Source organism: Streptomyces cylindrosporus, from assembly GCF_022698165.1.
GTDB classification, from domain to species: domain Bacteria; phylum Actinomycetota; class Actinomycetes; order Streptomycetales; family Streptomycetaceae; genus Streptomyces; species Streptomyces cylindrosporus.
The window spans coordinates 279,372-303,295 of record NZ_JALDAY010000012.1; the positions used below are offsets into that span (position 1 = coordinate 279,372).

15 protein-coding genes are annotated in these 23,924 nt (G+C 69.8%); 9 read left to right on the forward strand and 6 right to left on the reverse strand.

The annotated features are described in order from the left end of the window. Positions 1-4 precede the first annotated feature (4 nt). Positions 5-1,570, forward strand: a complete 1,566-nt coding sequence (locus tag MQP27_RS36365; protein ID WP_242773265.1) for a beta-N-acetylhexosaminidase — start codon at positions 5-7, stop codon at positions 1,568-1,570. A gap of 120 nt (positions 1,571-1,690) precedes the next feature. On the opposite strand, the gene MQP27_RS36370 is transcribed toward MQP27_RS36365, so the two are convergent. From MQP27_RS36370 to MQP27_RS36395, 6 genes are all read right to left on the reverse strand, one after another. Then, positions 1,691-3,460: an IucA/IucC family protein gene (locus MQP27_RS36370; RefSeq protein WP_242773266.1), complete on the reverse strand. Its 1,770-nt coding sequence runs from the start codon at positions 3,458-3,460 to the stop codon at positions 1,691-1,693. Next, entirely contained in the window at positions 3,457-3,990 is a 534-nt protein-coding gene (locus MQP27_RS36375; RefSeq protein WP_242773267.1) for a GNAT family N-acetyltransferase, read from the reverse strand. Before MQP27_RS36375 ends, MQP27_RS36370 begins: the two co-directional genes overlap by 4 nt. Further along, positions 3,987-5,264, reverse strand: a complete 1,278-nt coding sequence (locus MQP27_RS36380) for a lysine N(6)-hydroxylase/L-ornithine N(5)-oxygenase family protein (RefSeq protein WP_242773268.1) — start codon at positions 5,262-5,264, stop codon at positions 3,987-3,989. The genes MQP27_RS36375 and MQP27_RS36380 overlap by 4 nt, the downstream gene beginning before the upstream one ends. Beyond that, positions 5,248-6,690, reverse strand: a complete 1,443-nt coding sequence (desA, locus tag MQP27_RS36385; protein ID WP_242773269.1) for a lysine decarboxylase DesA — start codon at positions 6,688-6,690, stop codon at positions 5,248-5,250. Before desA ends, MQP27_RS36380 begins: the two co-directional genes overlap by 17 nt. 129 nt (positions 6,691-6,819) lie before the next feature. Continuing rightward, a complete protein-coding gene (locus tag MQP27_RS36390; RefSeq protein WP_242773271.1) occupies positions 6,820-7,653 on the reverse strand; it encodes a siderophore-interacting protein in 834 nt (277 codons plus the stop codon). Between the two features lies 1 nt (position 7,654). Next, complete coding sequence (locus MQP27_RS36395) at positions 7,655-8,704, reverse strand: ABC transporter substrate-binding protein (protein ID WP_242773273.1); 1,050 nt, start codon at positions 8,702-8,704, stop codon at positions 7,655-7,657. 386 nt (positions 8,705-9,090) lie between these two features. Here MQP27_RS36395 and MQP27_RS36400 point away from each other — a divergent pair, with 386 nt between their 5' ends. The 8 genes from MQP27_RS36400 to MQP27_RS36435 all read left to right on the forward strand — a co-directional run bounded on the left by MQP27_RS36400 (position 9,091) and on the right by MQP27_RS36435 (position 23,921). Beyond that, a complete protein-coding gene (locus tag MQP27_RS36400) occupies positions 9,091-12,696 on the forward strand; it encodes a LamG-like jellyroll fold domain-containing protein (protein ID WP_308290054.1) in 3,606 nt (1,201 codons plus the stop codon). 72 nt (positions 12,697-12,768) lie between these two features. Further along, positions 12,769-19,302: an RHS repeat-associated core domain-containing protein gene (locus MQP27_RS36405; RefSeq protein WP_242773274.1), complete on the forward strand. Its 6,534-nt coding sequence runs from the start codon at positions 12,769-12,771 to the stop codon at positions 19,300-19,302. A 22-nt stretch (positions 19,303-19,324) separates the two neighbouring features. Next, positions 19,325-19,966 (forward strand): hypothetical protein, encoded by a 642-nt coding sequence (locus MQP27_RS36410; protein ID WP_242773275.1) that lies wholly within the window; start codon positions 19,325-19,327, stop codon positions 19,964-19,966. 2 nt (positions 19,967-19,968) lie between these two features. Then, the gene (locus tag MQP27_RS36415; RefSeq protein WP_242773276.1) at positions 19,969-20,478 is read left to right on the forward strand and encodes a hypothetical protein; all 510 of its coding nucleotides are present in this window, start codon (positions 19,969-19,971) and stop codon (positions 20,476-20,478) included. Between the two features lie 3 nt (positions 20,479-20,481). Beyond that, positions 20,482-20,943: an SMI1/KNR4 family protein gene (locus MQP27_RS36420; protein WP_242773277.1), complete on the forward strand. Its 462-nt coding sequence runs from the start codon at positions 20,482-20,484 to the stop codon at positions 20,941-20,943. Between the two features lie 8 nt (positions 20,944-20,951). Beyond that, complete coding sequence (locus tag MQP27_RS36425) at positions 20,952-21,773, forward strand: hypothetical protein (protein WP_242773279.1); 822 nt, start codon at positions 20,952-20,954, stop codon at positions 21,771-21,773. A gap of 373 nt (positions 21,774-22,146) precedes the next feature. Continuing rightward, positions 22,147-23,298 (forward strand): polyprenyl synthetase family protein, encoded by a 1,152-nt coding sequence (locus MQP27_RS36430; RefSeq protein WP_242773281.1) that lies wholly within the window; start codon positions 22,147-22,149, stop codon positions 23,296-23,298. Then, the gene (locus MQP27_RS36435) at positions 23,295-23,921 is read left to right on the forward strand and encodes a biliverdin-producing heme oxygenase (RefSeq protein WP_242773284.1); all 627 of its coding nucleotides are present in this window, start codon (positions 23,295-23,297) and stop codon (positions 23,919-23,921) included. The genes MQP27_RS36430 and MQP27_RS36435 overlap by 4 nt, the downstream gene beginning before the upstream one ends. Positions 23,922-23,924: the final 3 nt, after the last annotated feature.

Here is a 23,924-nt window from a genome sequence, read left to right on the forward strand (position 1 = left end):
GCATGTGAGACTGCACCGCGTTCTGGGATCGCTGCTGCTCGTGGCGGCGGCCGGCACCTTCACGGTAGGAGCGACCACTGTGACGAAAGCGAGCCCGACTCCGCTGGACCGCGTGGTTCCGGCACCTGCGTCGGTCACGTCGGGAGGCTCTGCGTACCGCATCACCGACTCCACCGCCATCCACGTGGACGGACCGGGCGAGGTCCGCCGGATCGGGGAGTACCTGGCGGACATCCTGCGCCCGTCCACCGGCTACCGGCTCCCGCTGACCACCCACGGCGACGGAGGCATCCGACTCCGGCTCGCAAAGGGCGACTTCGGGGCGGAGGGCTACCGCCTCCACAGCGGCCTCGCCGGCGTCACCCTCACCGCCGCCCACCCCGCCGGCCTCTTCCACGGCGTCCAGACCCTGCGCCAGCTCCTGCCCGCCGCCGTGGAGAAGAGGACCGTGCAGCCCGGCCCCTGGCAGATCGCCGGCGGCACCATCACCGACTCCCCGCGCTACGCCTACCGCGGCGCGATGCTCGACGTCTCCCGCCACTTCTTCACGGTGGCCCAAGTCAAGCGCTACATCGACGAGTTGGCCCTCTACAAGGTCAACACGCTGCATCTGCACCTCAGCGACGACCAGGGCTGGCGCATCGCCATCGACTCCTGGCCGCGCCTCGCCACGTACGGCGGCTCCACCGAGGTCGGCGGCGGCGAGGGCGGCCACTACACCAAGGCCGACTACCAGGAGATCGTCCGGTACGCCGCCTCCCGCTATCTGGAGGTCGTCCCCGAGATCGACATGCCCGGCCACAGCAACGCGGCCCTCGCCTCCTACGCCGACCTGAACTGCGACGGCGTGGCACCGCCGCTCTACACCGGCACCGATGTCGGCTTCAGCAGCCTGTGCGTGAACAAGGACGTCACGTACGACTTCGTGGACGACGTCATCCGAGAGCTGGCCGCGATCACCCCGGGCCGCTACCTCCACATCGGCGGCGACGAGGCGCACTCCACCCCGCACGACGACTACGTGAAGTTCATGGACCGGGTGCAGCCGGTCGTCGCCAAGTACGGCAAGACGGTGATCGGCTGGCACCAGCTGACCGGCGCGCACCCGGCCAAGGGGGCCATCGCGCAGTACTGGGGTCTCGACGACACCGACGCGGCGGAGAAGGCGCAGGTCGTGAAGGCCGCGCAGAACGGGACGGGACTGGTCCTCTCGCCCGCCGACCGGGTCTACCTCGACATGAAGTACACCGAGGACACCCCGCTCGGGCAGGACTGGGCGGGACTGGTCGAGGTGCGGCGGTCGTACGACTGGGATCCGGGCAACTACCTTGCCGGGGTGCCGGGTTCGGCGGTCAAGGGGGTCGAGGCGCCGCTGTGGACCGAGACGATCGTGACGAGCGCGGACATCGACTACATGGCCTTCCCGAGGCTGCCGGGCGTCGCCGAGCTCGGGTGGTCGCCGGCCGCGACGCACGACTGGGACACCTACAAGGTGCGGCTTGCTGCGCAGGCTGCGCGGTGGGAGGCGTTGGGGATCGGGTATTACCGGTCGCCGCAGGTGCCTTGGTGATTCGTCTGATCGCCGGTGGGGGCTGGTCGCGCAGTTCCCCGCGCCCCTGAGGGCGCTGCAAGTGCCGGACGTCGACGGGCACCCCGGAGGACCGTACTCCGGGGTGCCCGTCCGTCGTGGTCAGAACCCCGCGACGGGATTTTTGAGGGTTCCGACCAGCTGGAGGGCGCCCGACGGGTCCGCCAGGTCCACCATCTGCTTGTTGTTGCGCAGCTGGAGCCGGTTGAGGCAGGACAGGGCGAACTCGGGCGCGAACATGTCGTACTGCTTGAACTTGTCGGCGAGTTCGGGCGTCGACGCCTGGTACTCGCGGGTGACCTCGGCGACCGTCCGCCAGAAGTCGTCCTCCGCCAGGATCCCCTCGCTCGCGAGGTTCGCGGCGAGGAAGCGGAAGAAGCAGTCGAAGACGTCCGTGAAGATCGACAGCAGCTTCTTCTCCTCGGGGACCTCCACGCGCAGCCGCTCCACCGTCGGCGGCAGCACCGCGTCCGGGTCCATGACGGCGATCTCCTCGGCGATGTCCTTGTAGATCGCGCGCTGCACGACGCCGTCCTTCAGGACGAGGATCACGTTCTCGCCGTGCGGCATGTAGACCAGGTCGTAGGCGTAGAAGCTGTGCAGGAGCGGGGTGAAGTAGGCCCGCAGGTAGTGCCGCAGCCACTCCGTCGGCGCCAGGCCCGACCGCTCGATCAGTGCGCCCGCGAAGGACGCGCCCTCGTGGTCGACGTGCACGAGGGAGGCCATGGTGGCGAGGGACTCGCCGTCCCGGAGGCCCGCGACCGGGCTCTCGCGCCACAGCGCGGCGAGCATCTTGCGGTACGGCGAGTAGCGGTCCGTCGCCTTCTCGTACTCCAGGTGCCGGTAGCCGACGGCGGCCCGCTCGCGGATGATCGACAGCCCCGTCGACTTCAACACCGGGTCGCCCTCGATGAGTTGGGCCAGCCAGTCGTTGATGGCGGGAGTCGCCTCCATGTAGGCGGCCGAAAGCCCGCGCATGAAGCCCATGTTGATGACGGACAGGGCCGTCTTCACGTAGTGCTTCTCGGGGTTGGACCTGTTGAAGAAGGTCCGGATGGACTGCTGGGCCAGGTACTCGTCGTCGCCCTCGCCCAGGCACACCAGGTGGCGGCGGGCGACCTCGGCGGCGAAGGTGACGGTGAGCTTGTTCCACCACTGCCAGGGGTGGACGGGGATGAGGAGGTAGTCGGCGGGGTCGAGGCCCTGCTCGCGCAGGACGCCCTCGAAGCGCTCGACGGTCTTCTCGCCCAACTCCTCGCGTACGAAGGTCTCGTACTCGATCCCGACACCCGCGGTGAACGCGGCGCGCGACCTGTGCGCGGCGAGCCACACCAGCCGGACCGGGCTCGCGGTCTCGGGGGCGTACGACAGGTACTCGTGGATGCCGAAGCCGAGCCGGCCGTTGTTGGCGACGAAGCAGGGGTGGCCCTCGGTCATGCCGGTCTCGATGGCCTGGAAGTCGGAGCGGACCAGCTCGGCGACCGGGATCTGCGGCTTGGTGAGCTTGTAGCAGGTGCCGGAGAGGGTGGAGGAGATCTCCTCCAGGTAGACCGGGAGGATCTCGTCGGTCAGGCCGAGGGTGTTCTTCAGCTCGATGAAGAAGTCCAGGGCGGCGAGGGGGAGTTCGGCGCCGTCGCGGTGGCGGGTGATGGAGCCGGCGTCGACCTGCCAGTGGTCGAGGGCGCGGCGGGTGGCGGTGAAGCGGTAGCGGGTGAGGCCGTCGTCGCTGCGGACGACGTACGTGTCGCCGTCCCGCTCCGGGGCGATCAGCCGCTCGTGGGCGAACTCGGCGAGCGCCTTGCGGATCAGCAGACGGTTGGCCTTCTCCCAGCGCTCGGGGGAGAGGTGGGCGACGGAGTCGGCGAGGGTCATGCGGGCACTCCCGTCGCCGCCAGGAACTGTTCCCGCGTGCAGAAGCTCAACAGGGCCTTCTTCTCCGGCTTCTGGATCTCGCGTTCGGGCACGAATCCGACGGCTTCGTTCAGGGCGTGGACGGCCTTGTTGGAGACGTCCGGCTCGACCACCACGCGCTCGGTCGCCGGGTCCTCGAAGAGGTGCGCCATGACGGCGGTGATGACGGCGCGGGTGAAGCCGTGGACGGGCGTGTCGGTCGGCGGGGTGAGGAAGTGCATGCCGACGTCGCCCGGCAACGGCTCGTACAGGCCGACGAGTTCGCGGTGGCGGGGGTCGTAGTACTCCATGAGGAAGGCGGGGACGCCGTACCGGTCGAGGCCGAGCAGCGCGTGGTGGTGCTCGTCGGCCGCGATCTCCATGTAGGCGCGCTCGACGTCCACCAGGCTCGCGTCCTGCATCATCCAGAAGGCCGCCTTGGGGTGGGTGACCCAGGAGTGGAGGAGCTCGCCGTCCTTCAGGGGGTCGAGGGCACGGAACGTGAAGGTCATACGGCGAACTCCTGGAACGCGATGGTCTTCTCGACCGGGTAGTACTCGGTGCCGAGCAGCTCACGGATGATGTAGCTGTTGCGGTAGGCACCCATGCCCAGGTCGGGGCTGGTGATGCTGTGCGTGTGGACGCCGGCGTTCTGCAGGAAGACGCCGCGGCCGGTGGTGTCGATGGAGTAGTTGCGGGCGACGTCGAAGTTGCCCTGCGAGTCGTAGCGCAGCCGGTCCTTCACCGGGGCCAGGAACTCCGGCTCGGCGTACTTGTAGCCGGTGGCCAGGACCAGGCCCTGCGACTCGATGTCGTAGTCCTTCTCCTGCTCCTCCTGGCGGAAGGAGAGGGTGTACGTGCCGTTCTCCCAACGCGCGCCGGTCAGCGCGGAGTTGGTGAGCAGACGGGTGGGCACGGGGCCGCCGAGGTTCTTCTGGTAGAGCAGGTCGAAGATCTCGTCGACGAGGTCGCCGTCGATGCCCTTGAACAGGCCCTTCTGCTGCTGGGTGAGCCGGTAGCGGGTGGCCTCGGGGAGCTCGCGGTAGTAGTCGATGTACTCCGGGCTCGTCATCTCCAGCGTGAGCTTGGTGTATTCGAGCGGGAAGAAGCGCGGCGAGCGCGTCACCCAGTTCAGCCGGTAGCCGTGGACGTCGATCTCGCTGAGCAGGTCGTGGTAGATCTCGGCGGCGGACTGGCCGGAGCCGACGATCGTGATCGACTCCTTCTTCTGCAGCTCCGCCTTGTTCTGCATGTAGCGGGAGTTGTGGAAGAAGTCACCGCCCAGACCGCGCACGGCCTCCGGGTAGTGCGGGGAGGTGCCGGTGCCGAGGACCAGGTGGCGGGCGCGGAACACGGCACCGGCCTCGGTCCGCACGCCGTACAGCCCGTCCTCGTACGTCACCTCGGTGACCGTCGTGGAGAAGCGCACGCTGCTCAGCCGGTTCGCGGCCCAGCGGCAGTAGTCGTCGTACTCCACCCGCAGCGGATAGAAGTTCTCGCGGATGTAGAACGAGTACAGGCGGCCCTTCTCCTTCAGGTAGTTGAGGAAGGAGTACGGCGAGGTCGGATCGGCCAGTGTGACCAGGTCCGACATGAACGGGGTCTGGAGGTGGGCGCCGTCCAGGAACATGCCCGCGTGCCACTCGAAGTCCGGCTTCGACTCCAGGAAGACACCGTCGAGTTCGTCGATCGGCTCGGTGAGGCAGGCGAGGCCGAGGTTGAACGGGCCGAGTCCGATGCCGACGAAGTCGTAGATTTTGCTCGGGTTTTCAGGACGCGCGGTCAAGGGACTCTCCCAGGTACTGCTCGGCGTGGCCGGCGATCAGGTCGAGGACGGCGGCGATGTCGTCGGTCGTCGTCTCGGGGTTGAGCAGGGTGAACTTCAGGTAGTGGCGGCCGCCCACCTTCGTGCCGGCGACCACCGCGTCGCCGGAGGCGAACAGGGCCTTGCGGGCGTACAGGTTGGCGCGGTCGATCTCGGCGGGGTCGGTGACGGCGGCCGGGATGTAGCGGAAGACGAGGGTGGAGAGGGTGGGCTCCACGACCACGTCGAAGCGTGGGTCGGCGGCCAGGAGCCGCCAGCCCTCCACGGCCAGGTCGCAGACCTCGTCGAAGAGCCGGCCGATGCCGTCGGCGCCCATCGTGCGCAGGGTCATCCACAGCTTGAGGGCGTCGAAGCGGCGGGTTGTCTGCAGGGACTTGTCGACCTGGTTGGGGATGCGCTCGGTGACCATCCGCTTCGGGTTGAGGTACTCGGCGTGGTAGGTCGCGTGCCGCAGGGTCGAGGCGTCCCGGACCAGCACGGCGGACGAACTCACCGGCTGGAAGAAGGACTTGTGGTAGTCGACGGTGACCGAGTCGGCGCGCTCGATGCCGGCGATCCGGTCCCGGTACTTGAGCGAGGCGAGCAGTCCGCAGCCGTAGGCAGCGTCGACGTGCAGCCAGGTGCCGTACTGCTCGCACAGCTCGGCGATCTCGGGCAGCGGGTCGATCGAGCCGAAGTCGGTGGTGCCGGCGGTGGCGACGACGGCCATGGGGATCAGGCCGTCGCGGCGGCAGCGCTCCAGTTCGTGGGCGAGGGCGACGGTCTGCATCCGCTTGTCGGCGCCGACGGGAACGGAGACGACGGAGTCCTGCCCGAGCCCGAGGAGCTTCGCCGACTTCTTCACGCTGAAGTGGCTGACCTCGGAGGCGAAGACGCGCAGTTTGGCGAGGGAGTCGCTCTTCGCCTCCTCCCGGGCCAGCAGCAGGGCCTGGAGGTTGGACTGGGTGCCGCCGGAGGTGAAGACGCCGTCGGCGTTCCCGCCGAGGCCGATGCGGGCGGTGGTCCAGTCGATGAGCTTGCGCTCGATCAGGGTGCCGCCGGCCGACTGGTCCCAGGTGTCCAGGGAGGAGTTGACGGCGGACAGGACGGCCTCGCCGAGCACGGCCGGGATGACGACCGGGCAGTTGAGGTGGGCCAGGTAGCGGGGGTGGTGGAAGTAGATCGCGTCCCGGAGGTAGACCTCCTCCAGCTCGTCGAGCACGGCCGAGGTGTCGAGCAGCGGCTGGTCCAGGTCGATCGCGTCGATGCGGGGAGCGAGGGCGTCGACCGTGACGCCGGTGAACGGACTTTCGGTGGCGGCGAGTTTGGCGGCCACCCGCTCGACGCCTTCCGTGACGGAGCGACGGTACTGCTCCGCGGTCGTGTCATTGAGCAGGTGCGAGCGCATGTGGGGTGTCCTCCGGTGGGGGAGCTACGGGGAACTTCGAGAAGCAGTTACTTAGGTAAGCCTAACCTAAGTAGTGCAAGGTGAGGGCAGCCTTGATCGTGACGGTGATCACTCCCGTCATGCTCGTGACTATTCGGCCGCGCGCAGCTCTTCCTCGGTCATGCCCTGCCGCCAGTACCCGACGAAGGTCACCCGGCGCCGGTCGATCCCGCGCTCGCCGACGAAGTGCCGGCGCAGCGCCTTCACCGAGCCGGATTCGCCCGCGATCCAGACGTACGGGTGCTCGGCGGGCGGGAGTTGGGTGTCGCGGAGCGCGCCGAGGGCCATGGGGGACCCCTCGGCGCGGGTCTCGTCCTGGACCAGCCAGGTGATCTCGGCGTCCGCCTCGGTGGTGAGGTCGAGGATGTCCCCGGCGTCGTGCACCTCCAGCCAGACGCGGGCGCGCTGTCCGGCGGGCAGGGACTCGAGGATCGCCGAGACGGCGGGCAGCGCGGTCTCGTCGCCCCAGAGCAGCACGAGGTCGGTGTCGGCGGGCGGGCGGAAGCGGATCGCGCGGTTGTCGGCGATCGCGGGGCCGAGCAGGAAGACCCGGTCGCCGGCCGTGGCCCCGGCGGCCCACGCGGAGGCGGGTCCGGCCGGGGTGTGCAGCACGAAGTCGATGTCGATCTCGTCGGGGTCCCGGCGCAGGGCCCGGAGCGTGTACGAGCGCATCACGGCCCGTACGTCGTCCGGGAGTTCACGCCAGGCCTGCCACCAGCCGTCGCCGAGCTCGACCGGTACGACGGGTTCGCTCTGGTGGGGATGCGGCACGAACAGCGACAGGGACTGGTCGCGGCCGTCGGAGAAGAAGTGCTGGAGTTCCTCGCCGCCGAAGGTGACCCGGACCAGGGACGGGCCGAGCCGCCTCGTCCGTACGACCTGGAGGGAGAAGAAACGGAACGGGGCGGCTACGGCCGTAGTCATGTCAGCTGACCTTCTTCGCCTTCTCGATGGCCTCGGCGAGGCTGGTGAGCAGCGGGGTGCACTTGTCGTAGGACAGGATCGGCTCGGGGTTGCGGGCGATGACCTGGCCGGCCTTGACCGCGGGGAGCTTCTTCCAGGTCGCCTCGGTGATGTCGGCGGGCTGGATGGCCGAGGTGCGGTTGTCCATCATGATGACGTCCGCGTCGTACTTGTCGACGTTCTCCCAGCTCAGCGACTCGTACCAACCGCCGCCCTTGGCCTTGGACTTCTCCGAGGGCTCGACGAAGTTCACGCCGAGGGCCTTGAAGTACTCCAGGTCGATGGAGAGGTTGGAGCCGGAGACGTAGAACAGGTCGGCGCTCGCGGAGCCGGCCATCACCTTGATGTCGGGGTTGGCCTTGGTGGCCGCGCGCAGCCGGGCGGCGGCGTCCTCGAAGGCCTTCTTGGCCGCGGTGACCTTGCTCGAAGTGGTGTCCGCGCCAAGGGACTTGGCGAGCTCCAGCATGCGCTGGAGCGGCTCGGTGAGCTGGCGGTCGTAGACGGAGATGCCGACGCTCGGGGCGCCCACGGCGAGGATCTTCTTCTTCGACTCCTCCGGGACGTACCAGAGGGTGCCGGCGTCGTCGAACATCGTGGAGATCAGCACGTCCGGCGCGAGGGCCGCGTACTTCTCGATGTTGAACTGGCCCCACTCGTTGCCGAGGATCGTGACCTTGCTGATGTCCATGTCGCCGGCCTGGACGTCGGCCTTGCCGTCCTTGGTCTTCGTCGGGCCGAAGACGCCCTTGGACTCGATGCCGTAGTCGTGCAGGGCGGCGGCGACGCCGACGAACGCCACGATGTTCGCGGGGATCTTGTCGGCCTTGGCGGTCTCTCCGCGGTCGTCCTTGAAGGACCAGGGACCCGACTCGGCGGCCGCCGTTTCCTTGCCGGAGCCACCGCTTTTCGCGTCGTCGTCCCCGCAGGCCGCGAGCACGGCACCGAGGCCGAGGGCGCCGCCGGCGGCGAGGATGCCGCGTCGGGTGAGGTGGGTGACTCTGGCGTTGGACATGGTGTGGCTGCTTTCGAACGGGGCGGAGCGCCCGAGGGCAAGTTCGAAGGTAGGTTAGCCTAACCTCACGTGATGTCCAGGGGTGGGGGTCCCTGTGACCGGCGCCACATCGCCCGCGGTTCAGGCCTCGTTTTCCGTGCGTTCTCCTTTGCCTCCCCTTTTATTCGGCGGAATTGATCAAAGGGCGGGTAATTCGCCGATCAACCTTGACTATGAACGGTCAAGGTGCGTAAAAATTGCGCCAGTTGGGGACTTGTGGCTCACGGGGGGCTGTAGTGGCAACTGTTCTGGCATGCCGTCAAAGACCTGCGCGCAGACGCTGGTTGACGCTCGTCACGGTCCTCGCGGTCGGAATGGGGACGCTCAACGCGATTCCCGCGTCCGCCGTGACGTCCGTTTCCGCCGCCGAAGAGCAGGAAAAGCAGCCGGAACTGACCGACGCTCAGAAAGCCGCCCAGGAAGCGGTCGAGAGCGGTGAGCGCGTCGAGGTGAAGAGCGAGCGCGGCGAATACGCCACCACCTACGCCAACCCGGACGGCTCCACCTTCTCCCTCAGCCTGTCCACCGTCCCGGTCCGCGCCAGGCAGCCCGACGGCTCCTGGGCGACGCCCGACGCCACGCTGGAGCGCCGCGCCGACGGCACGGTCGGCCCGCGCGCCTCGGTCGCGGACGTGTCCTTCTCCGGCGGCGGCGTCGGCACCGACCTCGTGACGGTGGCCGAGGGCGACCACTCCCTGACCGTCGGCTGGCCGGGCACCCTGCCCGAGCCGACCCTCGACGGAGCGTCGGCCGTCTACCCCGAGGTGCTGCCCGGCGTGGACCTGCGGATGACCGCGACCACCGAGGGCTACCGCGAGGTCCTCGTCGTCAAGACGCCCGAGGCCGCGGCGAGCGAGGAGCTGAAGAAGCTCGACTTCCCCGTGCGGGCCGAGGGACTGACCCTCAGCGAGGGCGCGGGCGGCGGGCTGAACGCCCTCGACGACAACGGCAACGCCGTCTTCCGCACGCCGACCGCGCGGCAGTGGGACAGCGCGGGCGACGCGGCGGCCTCCTCCGGTCCGACCACCATGTCGCTGACCGCGGCGGACGAGCAGATCCCCTCCGACGGCGACCACACCCCCGACCCGGCGGCCGGCCCCAGCGACGGCGACGCCTCCGCGGTGCTGCCGGTCACCGCGGACGCCGACTCCATCACCGTCGTACCCGACACCGGGCTGCTGACCGGCGACGACACGGTCTACCCGCTCTACATCGACCCCGACGTCTCCTGGGGAGAGTCCGAGCGCACCCTGCTCTCCTCCGACGGCGACACCTTCTACAACTTCTCCGGCGGCGACGACGGCGAGGGCGTCGGCTACTGCGGCACCTACGTGACCGGCGGTTACGCCTACTACTGCGGCTCCGGCTACAAGCAGCGCATGTACTTCGAGTTCGCGCCGACCGCACTGCGCGGCAAGCGGGTCCTCGACGCCACCTTCAGGGTGACCGAGCGCTGGTCGATGTCGTGCACGCACACCACCGTGCAGCTGGTGCGCACCCCGAACATCTCCTCCGCGACGCGCTGGCCGGGCCCGACCAGCAACTGGGACATCATGGGCGACCGCACCGTGTCGGCCGGCCGCGGTACCGCCTGCGACCCGAGCCAGCCCGACGCGCCCATCGAGTTCAACGACGACCCCTCGCAGAGCTACGAGAACCTCACCAACACGGTGAAGGCCTTCGCGGCCGGCGACTTCTCCCGCCTCACCCTGATGCTGAAGGCGTACAACGAGTCGGACCCCAACGGCTGGAAGCGGTTCGACGACGACGCCGTGCTCGACGTCGACTACGTGGGCGTCCCCGCCCCGCCCACCAGCCCCGGCGTCCTGTCCGGCGAGATCTCCTCGTGCGAGACGGACGCGAGCGACCCCGCCGTCCTGTCCGACCCCACGCCCACGTTCAGCGCGGTCGCCCAGACCCTCGCCGGCGGCGAGTCCGAGGCGAACCTGCGCACCCACTTCTACGTGCAGAAGAAGAACAGCGACAACACCTGGAGCCTGGTCACCGAACCGGTCCGCCCGGTCAGCCCCGGCTACACGGGCGACGGCAAGAAGGTCGAGGTCAGCTCCCCGGTCACGCTCGCGGACGGCGGCACGTACCGGATGGCGGTCTTCACCCGCTCCTACTACAACGGCGGCGCCAGCTACCTGGAGTCGCACAGCACGGTCACGACCAAGGGCTGGTGCTACTTCAAGGTCGACACCACCGCCCCCAAGGCCCCGGTGATCACCTTCGGCACCCCGTACTCCGTCTGCACGGCCAACGACTGCCCGCCCGCCGGCGGCCCCGGCGTGAAGGGCACCTTCACCTTCGCCCCGGCCTCCGGTGACGCGGCCACGGTCGTCGGCTACCGCTACAAGCTGTCCTCCGCCACCTCCTGGTCGCCCACGGTCTCCGGTACGACGGTGGTGCGCAGCATCGCACCGGACCTGGCCGGCACCCAGGTGCTCCAGGTGCGGGCCCTGGACAACGTGGGCAGCGGACGCTGGGGCGCCATCGCGAGCGTCAAGTTCAACGTGCAGGAGAGCCAAGGCGCCACCGGGCGCTGGCACTTCAACGACAGCGCGGTCGGCTCCGGCGGGACCCTCGCCGCCGACGAGGCGACCGCCCCGGGCACCCGCCACCCCGCGACCCTCTACACCACCGGCGCCGGCTGGTCCGGCTGGGGCCGCCGCGGCTCCGACGACCGCTCCCTGTGGCTGAACGACACCTCCGACACCACCCGCCAGTCCGGATACGCGGCGACCGCCTCCGCGGCCGTCAACACCCAGTCCTCGTACACCGTCTCGGCCTGGACGTACCTCACCGACAGCAGCGCCTACCGCACCGTCCTGTCCCAGACCGGCAGCGACAGCTCCGGCTTCTCGCTCTACTGGTCGGGCGGCGTCAAGCGCTGGGTGTTCCGCTTCAACTGGTCCGACAGCAGCGGCACCCGCCACTTCGTCACCAAGGGCGCCCTCGCCGAAGGCCCGCCGCTCAAGGTGTGGACGCATGTCGCGGGCGTCTACGACGCCGACGCCAGGACCATCCAGCTGTACGTCAACGGACGCGCCCAGGGCGACCCGGTGAGCGTGCCCAGCGGCGGCGAGAAGCAGACCCCCGACGCACCGCTGCAGTTCGGCCGCGCGAGCTACGTCTACGGCACCTTCGAGCAGTACTGGAAGGGCCGTATCGACGAGGCGGCCGTCTTCCAGACGGCGCTCACGCCCGCCGAGGTCGCCACCGAGGCCAGGCTGCTGGACTCCACCGACACCGCGACGGCCACCGAGATGGTCGCCGCCTGGAACCCGGAGGGGGCGAGCGGCACCTCGCTCGCCGACACGGTCACCGGCTACGCCCGCACCCTCACCCTGACGGGCGGCGCCTCCCTCGACGGCGAGGCCATCGTCCTCGACGGCACCGACGACGCGGCCACCACCGCCGGACCGGTCCTCGACGACACCGGCTCCTTCACCGTCACCACCGAGGTCGAACTCGACCAGACCGCCCTGAACGCCAAGGGCACCGGCTTCATCGGCCAGGTCCTCGGCCAGCGCACGGCCGACGGCTCCGCCTGGGGCCTGTGGTACGAGACCACCGGCACCGAGACCCGTTTCGACGACGACGACAACCCCTACGAAGTCCCGGTCGGCTTCTGGCGGTTCGGCCGCCTCGCCGCCGACGGCACCTTCACCGCCGTCGACTCCGACAGCGCGGCCGTGGTCGGCAGCCGGGTCCGGCTGACCGGCGTCTACGACGCGCAGGCCGGCACCATCGCCCTCTACCTCGACTCGACCCAGAACGACACCGACACCCCGTACACCGCGGTCGTCGGCTCGGGCGAACTCGCGGCCGGCAAGGCCTTCGTGAACAGCGCCTGGGGCCACTACCTGCCTGGCCGGATCTCCGACATCCGGATGTGGGTGGGCGCGGCGGCCGACGGCACCCAGGTCGACACCATGATCGGCGGCTGACGCCGCCCGCTTCCCTTCGACTCCATTCCCTCCGTGGTCGCGCCCGCGGCCGTGCCTTGACAGGGGTTTGTCGTGAACACCGGTACGAGAGTGGTTCGTTGGCTGCGCGGCAGACGCGCCGGGATCGTGGTGACGCTGGCCGTCGCCCTGGCCACGGGCGCGCTGCCCGCGGTGCAGCCGGCGCAGGCCGCGAGCGGCGGTCTGGGCCGGCCGGACCTGCCCGAGCAGCGGGACAGCGACGTCCGCGCCGTCACCGGCCTGGGCGCGCAGAAGGCCCGCACGGCCGTCGCCGCGGCCCGCGCGCGGAACTCCGCGCAGGCCCGCCGCGCCACCGCCGAACAGCACGCGGCCTGGCCGAAGCCGGCCCGGACGACCGTCCCCGTGCCCGCCGGCCGCTCGGCCCGCACGACGACGAAGCCGGGCGGGCTGCCGGTGACGGTGGCGCCGGGCAGCGTGGGCAACGTGGCCGGCGGCGACGCGTCGATCCGCGTGCTGGACCGCGGGGCCACGGCGGCCGCGGGCGTAAAGGGCGTCCTGCTGACGGCGACGGCCACGGAGCCGGGGCGGGCCCATCTCACGCTGGACTACTCGGGGTTCGCGTCTGCCTATGGGGGTGGGTGGTCGGGGCGGCTCGGGCTGGTGCGGCTGCCCGCCTGCGCGCTGACCACCCCGGAGAAGGCCGCCTGCCGTACTCGTACGCCGCTGTCCTCGGACAACGACGTCGACGGGCAGACCGTCTCGGCGGACGTGGCGCTCGCCTCCGCCTCCTCCGCCACCGTGCTGGCGCTGGCCGCCACCTCCGGCACCTCCACGTCCGGGGCGGGCGACTACTCGGCGACCTCGCTGTCCTCGTCCTCGACCTGGGAGGCGGGCGGCTCGTCCGGAGCGTTCACCTGGTCGTATCCCCTGTCCACACCGCCCGCCGCGGTCGGCCCCCAGCCCGACCTGGAGCTGTCGTACGACTCCGGCGGCATCGACGGGCGCACCGCCTCGACCAACAACCAGTCCACGTCCGTCGGTGAGGGCTTCGAGCTCAGCTCGGGCTCGTACGTCGAGCGGTCCTACGGCAGCTGCGACAAGGACGGGCAGAGCGGCAAGTCGGACCTGTGCTGGAAGTACGACAACGCCTCCCTCGTCCTGGGCGGCAAGTCCAGTGAGCTGGTCAAGGACGACACCACCGGCGTGTGGCGGCTGAAGAACGACGACGCCTCCACCGTCACGCACTCCACCGGAGCCGACAACGGAGACGGCAACGGCGAGTACTGGACGGTGACGACCGGCGAAGGCACCAAATACGTCTTCGGCCTGAACAAGCTGACCGGCGCCGGCACCGAACGCACCAACTCCGTGTGGACCGTGCCCGTCTACGGCGACGACTCCGGCGAACCCGGCTACGACCAGGGCTCCGCCTTCGCCGACCGCTCCACCACCCAGGCCTGGCGCTGGAACCTCGACTACGTCGAGGACCTCAACGGCAACGCCATGACGTACTGGTACACGCCGGAGACCAACTACTACGGCAAGAACGGCGCCTCCACCGCCACCACCGAGTACATCCGCGGCGGCCACCTCGACAAGATCCTCTACGGGCAGCGCGCCGACACCCTGTTCACCGGCGTCACCTCGGACAAGGTCACCTTCACCTACGAGGAGCGCTGCACCGCCTCCGACTGCTCGGAGCTGAAGGACTCCACGGCCGACAACTGGCCGGACGTGCCGGCCGACGCGATCTGCAAGAAGGACGCGAACTGCGACGTCCGCGGCCCGTTCTTCTTCACCCGCAAGCGACTCACCCAGGTCGACACCTACGCCTGGTCGGCGGCGTCCAGCGCGTTCACGGCCGTCGACACCTGGGCGCTGACCCAGGAGTTCCTGGACGGCGGGGACATCGGCGACACCAGTGACCAGACGCTGGTGCTCAAGAGCCTGCGGCACACCGGCAAGAACGGCACCGCCGTCACCCTGCCCCCGGTGACCTTCACGTACCAGATGCGGGAGAACCGCGTCGACGCCACCGACGACATCCTGCCGCTGAGCCGTCCGCGCATCGAGTCCGTCACCTCCGAGACCGGCTCGATCACGCGGGTCACGCTCTCCGAGCCGGAGTGCGTGCGCGGCTCGAACATCCCGGCCAAGGCCGACCACAACGCCAAGTCCTGCTACCCGCAGTTCTGGAACATCAACGGCGCCGAGGAGGCGTCGATCGACTGGTTCCACAAGTACCGCGTCCTCGCCGTCGACGTGTCCGACCCCACCGGCCACAACGACGCGGTCGAGTACCAGTACTCGTACACCGATCCGGCCTGGCACTACGACGACAACCCCTTCACCCCCGCCGACGAGCGCACCTGGTCGGTCTTCCGCGGCTACGGCCAGGTCACCGCGACCAAGGGCACGGGCACCACCCGCAGCAAGACCGTCTCCCTCTACCTGCAGGGCATGAACGGCGACCGGCTGCTGGACGCGGACGGCGAACTCGACGCGAGCGCCCGTCGCTCGGCGAGCGTCGCGGGTGTCGACGTCAGCGGTCTCGACGTGGCCGACCAGACCGACAACGAGCCGTACGCGGGCTTCCTGCGCGAGAAGATCAGCTACGACGGCTCGACACCGGTGAGCGTCACCGTCCACGATCCCTGGTCCAAGAAGACGGCCACCCAGCACAAGTCGTACGCGGACACCGAGGCGTACTTCGTCCGTGAGGCGAAGGCGTACACCCACACCTACCTGACCGCGACGGCCAAGTGGCGCACCCGCACCACCGCGACCACGTACGACGCCTACGGCATGGCCGCCACCGTCGACGACGCGGGCGACACCGCCAAGTCGGGCGACGAGACCTGTACCCGCAACTGGTACGCGCGCAACGACAGCCTGGGCATCACCGCCCTGCCCTCCCGTACCCGGGTCGTCGGCCGGTCCTGCTCGGTGGCCGAGACCGCACTGAACCTGCCGACGTCCGCCGCGAGCCCGGGCGACGTGCTGTCCGACACCGCGACCGTCTACGACAACACCTCGGCGACCGCGTGGAGCGCCGCCCAGACGCCGACGCTGGGCCTGGCCACCTGGAAGGGCCGCGCCTCCGCCTACCCGGCCGGCGCGACCGACGGCGAACGCCCGCCCACGTCCTGGCAGACCGTCAGCAAGACCGCGTACGACACATCGACGGTCAAGCTCGGCCGTCCCGTGTCCGTGACCGACGCGGCGGGCAACACCACGAGCGCCGCCTACACGCCCACCGACGCCGGGCCGCTGACCCGGACGGTGATCACCAACCCCAAGAGCCAGAAGAGCTACACCTATCTGGACCCGGCGCGGGGCTCCAAGACCAAGGTCTACGACGTCAACACCAAGCTGACCGAGACCGCGTACGACGCCCTGGGCCGGGTCACCTCGGTCTGGCTGCCCAACCGCTCCCACTCCTCCGACCAGTCGGCGAACTACACCTACGCCTACTCGGTCACGCCCGACGCTCCGTCCTGGACGTCGACCTCGACGCTGAAGGCGGACGGCAGCACCTACAACACCACCTACAGCATCTACGACGCACTGCTGCGACCCCTGCAGACCCAGTCCCCGAGCCCGCTCGGCGGCCGGCTGCTGACCGACACCCGTTACGACAGCCGCGGCCTGGCCTACGAGACGTACGCGCAGATCTTCGACCAGGACAAGACTCCCAACGGCACCTACACCCGGGCCGAGTACGGCGAGGCGGCCCAGCAGACCGCGACCACGTTCGACGGTGCGGAACGGGCCACCGGCAACTCGCTGTACGTCTACGGCGTCAAGCGCTGGACCACGTCGACCGAATACACCGGCGACTCCACCGCGACGACCGCCCTGGCCGGCGGCTCCGCGACCCGGCTGATCACCGACGCCCTGGGCCGCACCGTCGAGCGGCGCGAGTACGCCGGCACCTCCCCGGCGGACTCCGCCTACGGCGCCGGCACCGGATCCGCGTACACCTCCACGTCTTTCAGCTACACCCTGGACGGCAAGGAGTCGACGATCACCGGACCGGACGGTTCCGTCTGGTCGTACGGCTACGACCTCTACGGCCGCAAGGTCACCTCCACCGACCCCGACAAGGGGAAGACCACCACCGGTTACACCAACCTCGACCAGGTCTCCTGGATCAAGGACGCCGCCGGGCGCGTGGTGATCTCCGCCTACGACACCCTCGGCCGGGTCTCCGGCACCTGGAGCGCCCCCGCCACCGCCGACCTGACCTCGACCACCGAGGAGCAGGTCGCCGCGAACCAGTTGACCGCCTACACCTACGACACCGCGGCCAAGGGGCAGTTGGACACCGCCGTCCGCTATGTCGGCGGCAGCGGCAGCTCGGGCACGGCCTACACCAAGAAGGTCACCGCCTACGACGCCCTGTACCACCCCACCGGCACCCAGATCGTCCTGCCGGCCGGTGACGCCCTGGTCACTTCGGGCGCGGTGCCGTCCGCCACCCTCGACTTCTCCTCGTACTACAACGTCGACGGCACCCGTCAGTACACCAAGGAGCCCGCCGCCGGCGGCCTGGCGGCCGAGCAGATCAACACCGACTACAACGCAGTCGGCCTGCCCACCACCGTCTCCGGCGCCAGCGGCTACGTCCTCGGCACCAGCTATTCGGCGCTGGGGGAGACCGAACAGCTGACCCTGGGCACCTCCTCCGCCACCGGCACCAAGAAGGCGTACATCACCAACACCTTCGAGGAGGGCACGGGCCGTCTCAAGCAGTCCGCGGTCACCGACCAGACCCACGGCTACGAGCTCCAGGAGCTCAACTACGCCTACGACGACGCGGGCAACGTCACGTCCATCCTCGACCCCACCACGCGCGGCGGGGCCTCGGCGGCGGACAACCAGTGCTTCGCCTACGACGGCCACCAGCGGCTGACCGAGGCCTGGACCCCGAAGACGGCCGACTGCTCGGCCGCCGGCCGCACCACCGCCAACCTCGGCGGGGCGAGCCCCTACTGGACGTCGTACGAGTACCAGGACTCCGGTCTGCGGTCCACCGAGACCACCCACGCCACCGGCGGCGACACCAAGAAGACCTACTGCTACGACAGCACCCGCAAGCACGCCCTGGCGGCGGTCATCACGGCCGCCTCCTGCACCGGCGTGACACCCGCCTACGCCTACGACACGACCGGCAACACCACCACCCGCCCCGACGGCAGCGCCGCACAGACCCTCGTCTGGAACGAGGAGGGCGACCTCGGCAAGCTCGTCGAGGGCAGCAGCACCACCGGTTACGTCTACGACGCCGACGGCAGCCTCCTCATCCGCCGCAACACCGCCGGCGAGACCGTCCTCTACCTCGGCGCCACCGAGGTCCACCTCGACACCAGCACCTCGACCGCCAAGTACTGGGCGCAGCGCTACTACACCGCCGGCGAGTCCACCGTCGCCCTGCGCAGCAACAAGTCGGGCAGCAACACCCTGACCTGGCTCGCCGCCGACCGGCACGGCACCTCCACCCTGGCGCTCGAGTCGGCCACGCAGGCCGTCACCAAGCGCTACAGCACCCCCTTCGGCGGAAACCGCTCCGGCGGCACCGGCACGTGGGCGGACGACAAGGGCTTCCTCGGCAAGACGTCGGACACCGACACCGGCCTGACCCACCTGGGCGCCCGCGAGTACGACCCGGTCACCGGCCGCTTCGTCAGCGTCGACCCGGTCCTCACCACGGACCAGGGCCAGTCCCTCAACGGCTACACCTACGCCAACAACAACCCGGTCACCCAGTCCGACCCGACCGGCCTCGAGTCCTGCTACCCCCACTTCTGCTCGGGCAGCAACGGCACGTACGGGACGTACAAGCCGGAGAACGACCCGGAGTCCGACCAGTACGACGGGTCGAGCCACGACGGTCCCGCGCCGCCGGTGCTGGGTGCCGCCACAGGGAACAAGACGACCCGGCACAACCAGGCCAGGGACGTCGCCATCGAGATCATCAAGATGCAGGTCAAGAAGCTGGGCGTGAAGAACTTCGTGATCTACAAGAACCTGCAGGTCCAGGGGGCCGCCAAGAAGTGCATGAAGACGCCTGCCTTGCCGTGCGGCAGCTATGGCGTTCCGGACATCGTCGGCTACGACCCCAACCACGACATTTACTACGTGTGGGAGGTCAAGTCGGCGGGCGTGGCCGCCAAGGCCGTGCCGGAGGCCAACTGGTACGTGGGCAAGATGCGGGCCAATGGTGACAAGGCGGTGCTGGGCTGGACGATCGGCGGTCCCTATCCCGTGGTCAACGGCGACAGGGTCATCGGCCCCGAGCCCGGCGCCGTCATCTACGGCAAACCCAACGACAAGAAATTCAAGCGGATCCCGACACCCAGCCCCATGACCACGATCCAGCAGGCCCAGCCCGCACAGCCCACCCCACAGCCGACCCCGGGGCCGACGGCCGGCCCCTACCCCGGGACCATCGACCAGCCGGGGCTGGGAATCGTCCCCCAGGCGACGGACGGAGTGAACCAGTGGCCGCTGCTGGTGCCCATCGTCGTCGTAGGCGCACCGCTCATCGTCGAAGGTGGCGGCACCGCGGCTGCGGTCTCGGTCTCCGCGGGTGTCGCAGCTAGTCTCTTCGAACTGGCGGCGTGAGCAAGAAAGGCGAGCGAGGGCTATGAACCCCCTGGACACGCTCATCCGGGAGCACGTGGTCCCGGTCATGAAGGCGGCCGGTTTCGCGAAGAAGGGCAGGAGCTTCCGTCTGACGGCTCCCCACGGCGACACCGCTGTCGTGCTGGTCGACGCGGACGCGGTGGACCCGGAGAAGTACGTCTTCGACGTGAGCGCGTGGATGGTTCCATTGCCGTACTGGGAGTTTCTCCATCGGGAGTTCACCAAGACGTCCGTGCCCAATGCCAGCGGTGCCTTGGCGACCTTTCCGGTGGTGCCGCCGAGAGGGGTGGCCCATCAGCCCGACGACGACGGGCACTTCCGTAACCGGTGGGCCTTCGCGGAGCCGGACACGCGTGACGTCTGCGGGCGGGAACTGGCCCGCGTCCTCACTGAGGACGCGATTCCGCGGATGGTGCGACTCCTGGATCGCAGGACCCTCCTGGAGGAGACCCGCACCAATCCGAACGACGGACTCGTGAGGCTCAAGGACGAGGTCATCAGTCGGATCGTGCTGCGGGTGGACGACGATCCGGTCGGGGACCTGACAGCCTTGATCGACAAGGCCGAGGCGGACGGGCTGTTTCCGCCGTTCGCCGCCTGGGCCCGCGAACGGCTGGCCTGCCGCGCCGCAAAGGAGAGCTGACCGTGGGCTTCTGGGGCTCCTACGTCGTCTGCCGCAGCGAAACCCCGCTCGACGACCTCCGGGCCGTCATCGAACGGCACGACGGCATCGACGAACACGAACACCGGCCCGGCGGCTGGCAGATCGGCCGCTACCCGGGCCCGGAACTCGCCGACGAGGGCCCGGCGATGCTCCCCGAACTGGCCGAGGAGACGGGCGCACCGGCGCTGACCGGCTTCGTGCTGGACAGCGACACGGTGTTCGTCGAGGGGTACTCCCGCGGGGGCGGCTACTGGCGGGCGTGCCTGGCCCGTGAGGCCGCCGAGGCCTACTGCGAGGACGACGACGAGGACTTCGACGCCGAGTTCCCCCTCCCCGAGCAGGCCGCGCAAGCCGCGACCACATGGGCCCGGGAAGCCGGCCTCACCCCCGACGCAGCGGGCCTCCTCGCGACGTTCACGGAGGAGGACAGCGACTTCGCGGAGGAACTGCTCTTCCGGATGCTGGACCAACTGGGCATCGGACACGGCTGAGTGATGGTGCCGTCCGGCGATCAACACGCGTACCCGGCGGGCCCGTTCATTACGGTGTACGCGCGGCTGGTCGCGGAGGGCTTGATCGACGACCGCGAGTCCCGGGGCCTCTCCGAGGGCGAACTGGAGGAGGTCTCCCGGGACCAGGGTGCGCCGCTGGATCCCGAATACGCCGACTTCCTGCGGTGCATGGTCGCCGGCTCGGGCCGGACACTCGCCGGGGAGACCGTCTTCCATCCGGCGGTGCTCGGCATCCGGGCAGGCGCAGAGGCGATGTGCACGGAGTCCGGCATCGACTGCGACCTGAGCCGCGCCCTGTTCGTCGCCTCCCACCAGGGTTACATCTACTACTGCGTCGACCTGGCCGACGGCGCGGTTCACTGCCTCACCGAGGACTCCGCCGTGCCGATGCGCGTGGCCGGCTCCTTCAGCGCGTTCTTGTTCGACTTCGTGAAGTCGGGCTGAGGGGAGCCATGGACGTGACCATCTGGGCCACGCTCGACGAGCGTGCGGCCGCGTCGCGCGGGGACCTCGTCGTGCACTGGTTCCGGACGGCGATCGACTTCCTCTTCTCCGACGGGGCGAAGGGACTCCGCGAGTCGTACGCGGTCGTCGCCGAGTCCCGCGGTGGCGGAAGGGACATCCGTCTCAAGGACGTCCGGGAGAACTGGCCGTCGCTCGCCGACGCGTTGCGTCCGAATCCCTTCCACGCCTGCGTCGGCTTCCACGAGCCATCGGCGGACGAGGACGAATGGGTTGATGATCACGGACAGGTCGGCAGCCGGCACCGGGGTCGCGGCGGTACGCACACCGAGCTCTCCGCGTCCCTCCGGGGTGGTGACCGGATCGCCGACCCGGACTTCTGCTCACGCCTGCTCGACTTCCTGGCCGCCGCCCTCGACGGCGCCGACCCGGTCTTCGCGCGCGTCGACCACCTCAACGTCCACGACACCTCCGACCTGGAGGCTGCGCTGGGGCGGACTCACCGCCGGTACCTCGCCGAATCCCGCACCCACCTGCGCGGCTACTCCTGGGTCACCGGAGTCCCGGCCGAACTCGCCGCCCGCCTCGGCGGCGCCCTGGGCCTGACCGCGACCGGTGCCTTCCATGCCGTACGGGAACTGCGCTGCGGCGGCCTGCTGTTGCAGGCGACCGAGACGCTCGCCGGGTACGACGATCGGGCGATGCGCGCGGTCTTCCACACCCTGGCACCGGTACTGCCGCCGGGCATCCCGCAGGACGACCCCGCCCGCCCGGACCTCCGAGTGGTGTTCGAGGACGCGAGCGGTATCTGAGGCGGATCCGGTGAACCCCCTGGACACGCTCATCCGGGAGCATGCGGCCCCCGCGATGAAGGCGGCCGGTTTCACGAAGAAGGGCAGGATCTTCCGGCGGGCCGCGCCGAACGGGGATCACGCCTTCCTGCACATCGACGCGGATGCGGTGGATCCCGATTACCCGGCGGGCCCGTTCCGGACGGTGTGCGCTCGTCCGCATCAACTGCCTCACCGAGGCCTCCGCCTGGCCCCGTGTTGGTTTCTGTGTGTTTGCCATGTCGTGTTTCGGTCGCGGTTGGCCTTGAAGTCACTTGTCGTGCACGCCAACTCCCTGCATCCTGCACGAAGTTGAGTCACGTGTGGTGATGTGCGGAGATGTTCGGAGACCGGTGTGACTGCCACGTTGGATGTGACCGGGGTGGAGGCGGTGGTCCGCGAGGACGCGGCGCTGCTGGAGGAGGATCTGGCCGCGTTCCTGGGGGCCTTGACCGACGGGTCGGGGAGGTCGCCGGGGCCGGCGGACGCCGGATCCGTGTACCGCGGAGCACTTCGGCGGTCCCTGTTCGAACCGGTCGCCGATGCCGTCGGATCCAAGGTGGGACAGGAGGCGCTGCGCCCGGTCGCCGGGACGCCGGGCGGCAGGGCCCCACTGCGGCCCTCGATGGTGTACTGGGCCTACCGCAACTACCGGGGATTCCCCGGCGAGTTCGAGAGCCCCTCCGCAGCGGCCGACTTCGCGGCGGTGCGCCGAGCCGCGGTGGCGGTGCGGGTGCTGATGAAGGCGGCGGTCGCGCTCGACGACATCCAGGACGGCAGTGAAATCCGCTACGGCGAGCCCGCGCTGCACGCCACCCACGGCGTGCCCGTCGCCCTCAACACCGGTGCCTGGCTGATCACGTCGGCCCTCCGGCACGCGGCCGATCCGGCCGTGGTGGACAGCTTGCTGCGGGCCGTCGGCGCCGGATTCACCGGTCAGGCCGCCGACATGGCCCCCCGCTCGCAGCAGACGCGGGCCGAGTTGCTGGCCGCGCCCCGCGCCGAGCGCGTCGAGTTCTGGGAGTCGACCGCCGCGCTCAAGACCGGCACTCTCTTCTGGATGCCGCTGCACGCGGCGCTGGCCGCCCTGCGGGTCGTACCGGACGAACAGGCCGCCCTCGACGCGGCGATGCGTCAACTCGGCCTGGCCAGCCAGCTGTTCAACGACCTCACCGATGTCGTACCGGAACTCGGCGGCGCCAACACCCACGAGGACTTCGACGGCCTCGGCAACCGGGTCTTCCTCGAACTTCTCGACGACGACCCGCCGCCCGCCGAACTCACAGGCCAGGACCTGAAGTCGTACATCCTCGGCCATCCCGATCTCGACCGCACACTGCTCTCCCTCGCCGAGCGGGCCGTCGAACTGAAGCGCGTCGCCAAGGAAGCCGTGCACGGGGTGTGCCGGACCGAGCGAGGCGCCGCCTACTTCGATGTGACGATCGAGCGCAAGGGCCACCTCATCGACCGGCTCCTGAGCACGGTCCGGCAGCGGAGCGGCGTATGACGGGCACGCTGACCGAACGGCTGCGGTCAGGTCTACGCGGGTGGCACGACGCCCTGGAGGCCACCGGGTTCGCCATGGCGATGCTCGCCGGCACCCTCCCGTTCGAACGCTACGTGGGCCAGCTCACCGCCTACCGCCCGGTCCTGGACGCGCTGGAGGAGGAACTGTCCCGCACCACCTGCCCGGCCGTCGCCTCGGTCTGGTCGCCGGATCTGGCCAAGGTTCCCCTCATCGACCGCGACCTGCGGTACTTCGCGGAGTCGGGTACGGCGCCGAGCCCCGGCGCGGCCGAGGAGGCGCAGGCGCTGGTGCGGGAGATCCGGCGTACGGCGGCCGCGGAACCGCGGGAGCTGCTCGGGTTCCTGTACGTCTTCGAGGGCTCCACGCTGGGCGCCCGGTTTCTCCGTCGGCACGTGGCGGAGGCCTACCGTCTCGGCGAGAGGGGCGGCCTCGACTACTACGGCAGCGGTGACCGCGAGCGGTGGGCGAGCTTCACCGCGCGCATGAACGAGGCGCTGGCCGAGCCCGAGACCCAGGACCGGGTCCTCGACGCCGCCCGCCGGGCCTACGACCACACCGCCCGCATCTCGCTCGCGCTGTCCGCGGGGCTGTCCCAGGGGTGAGAC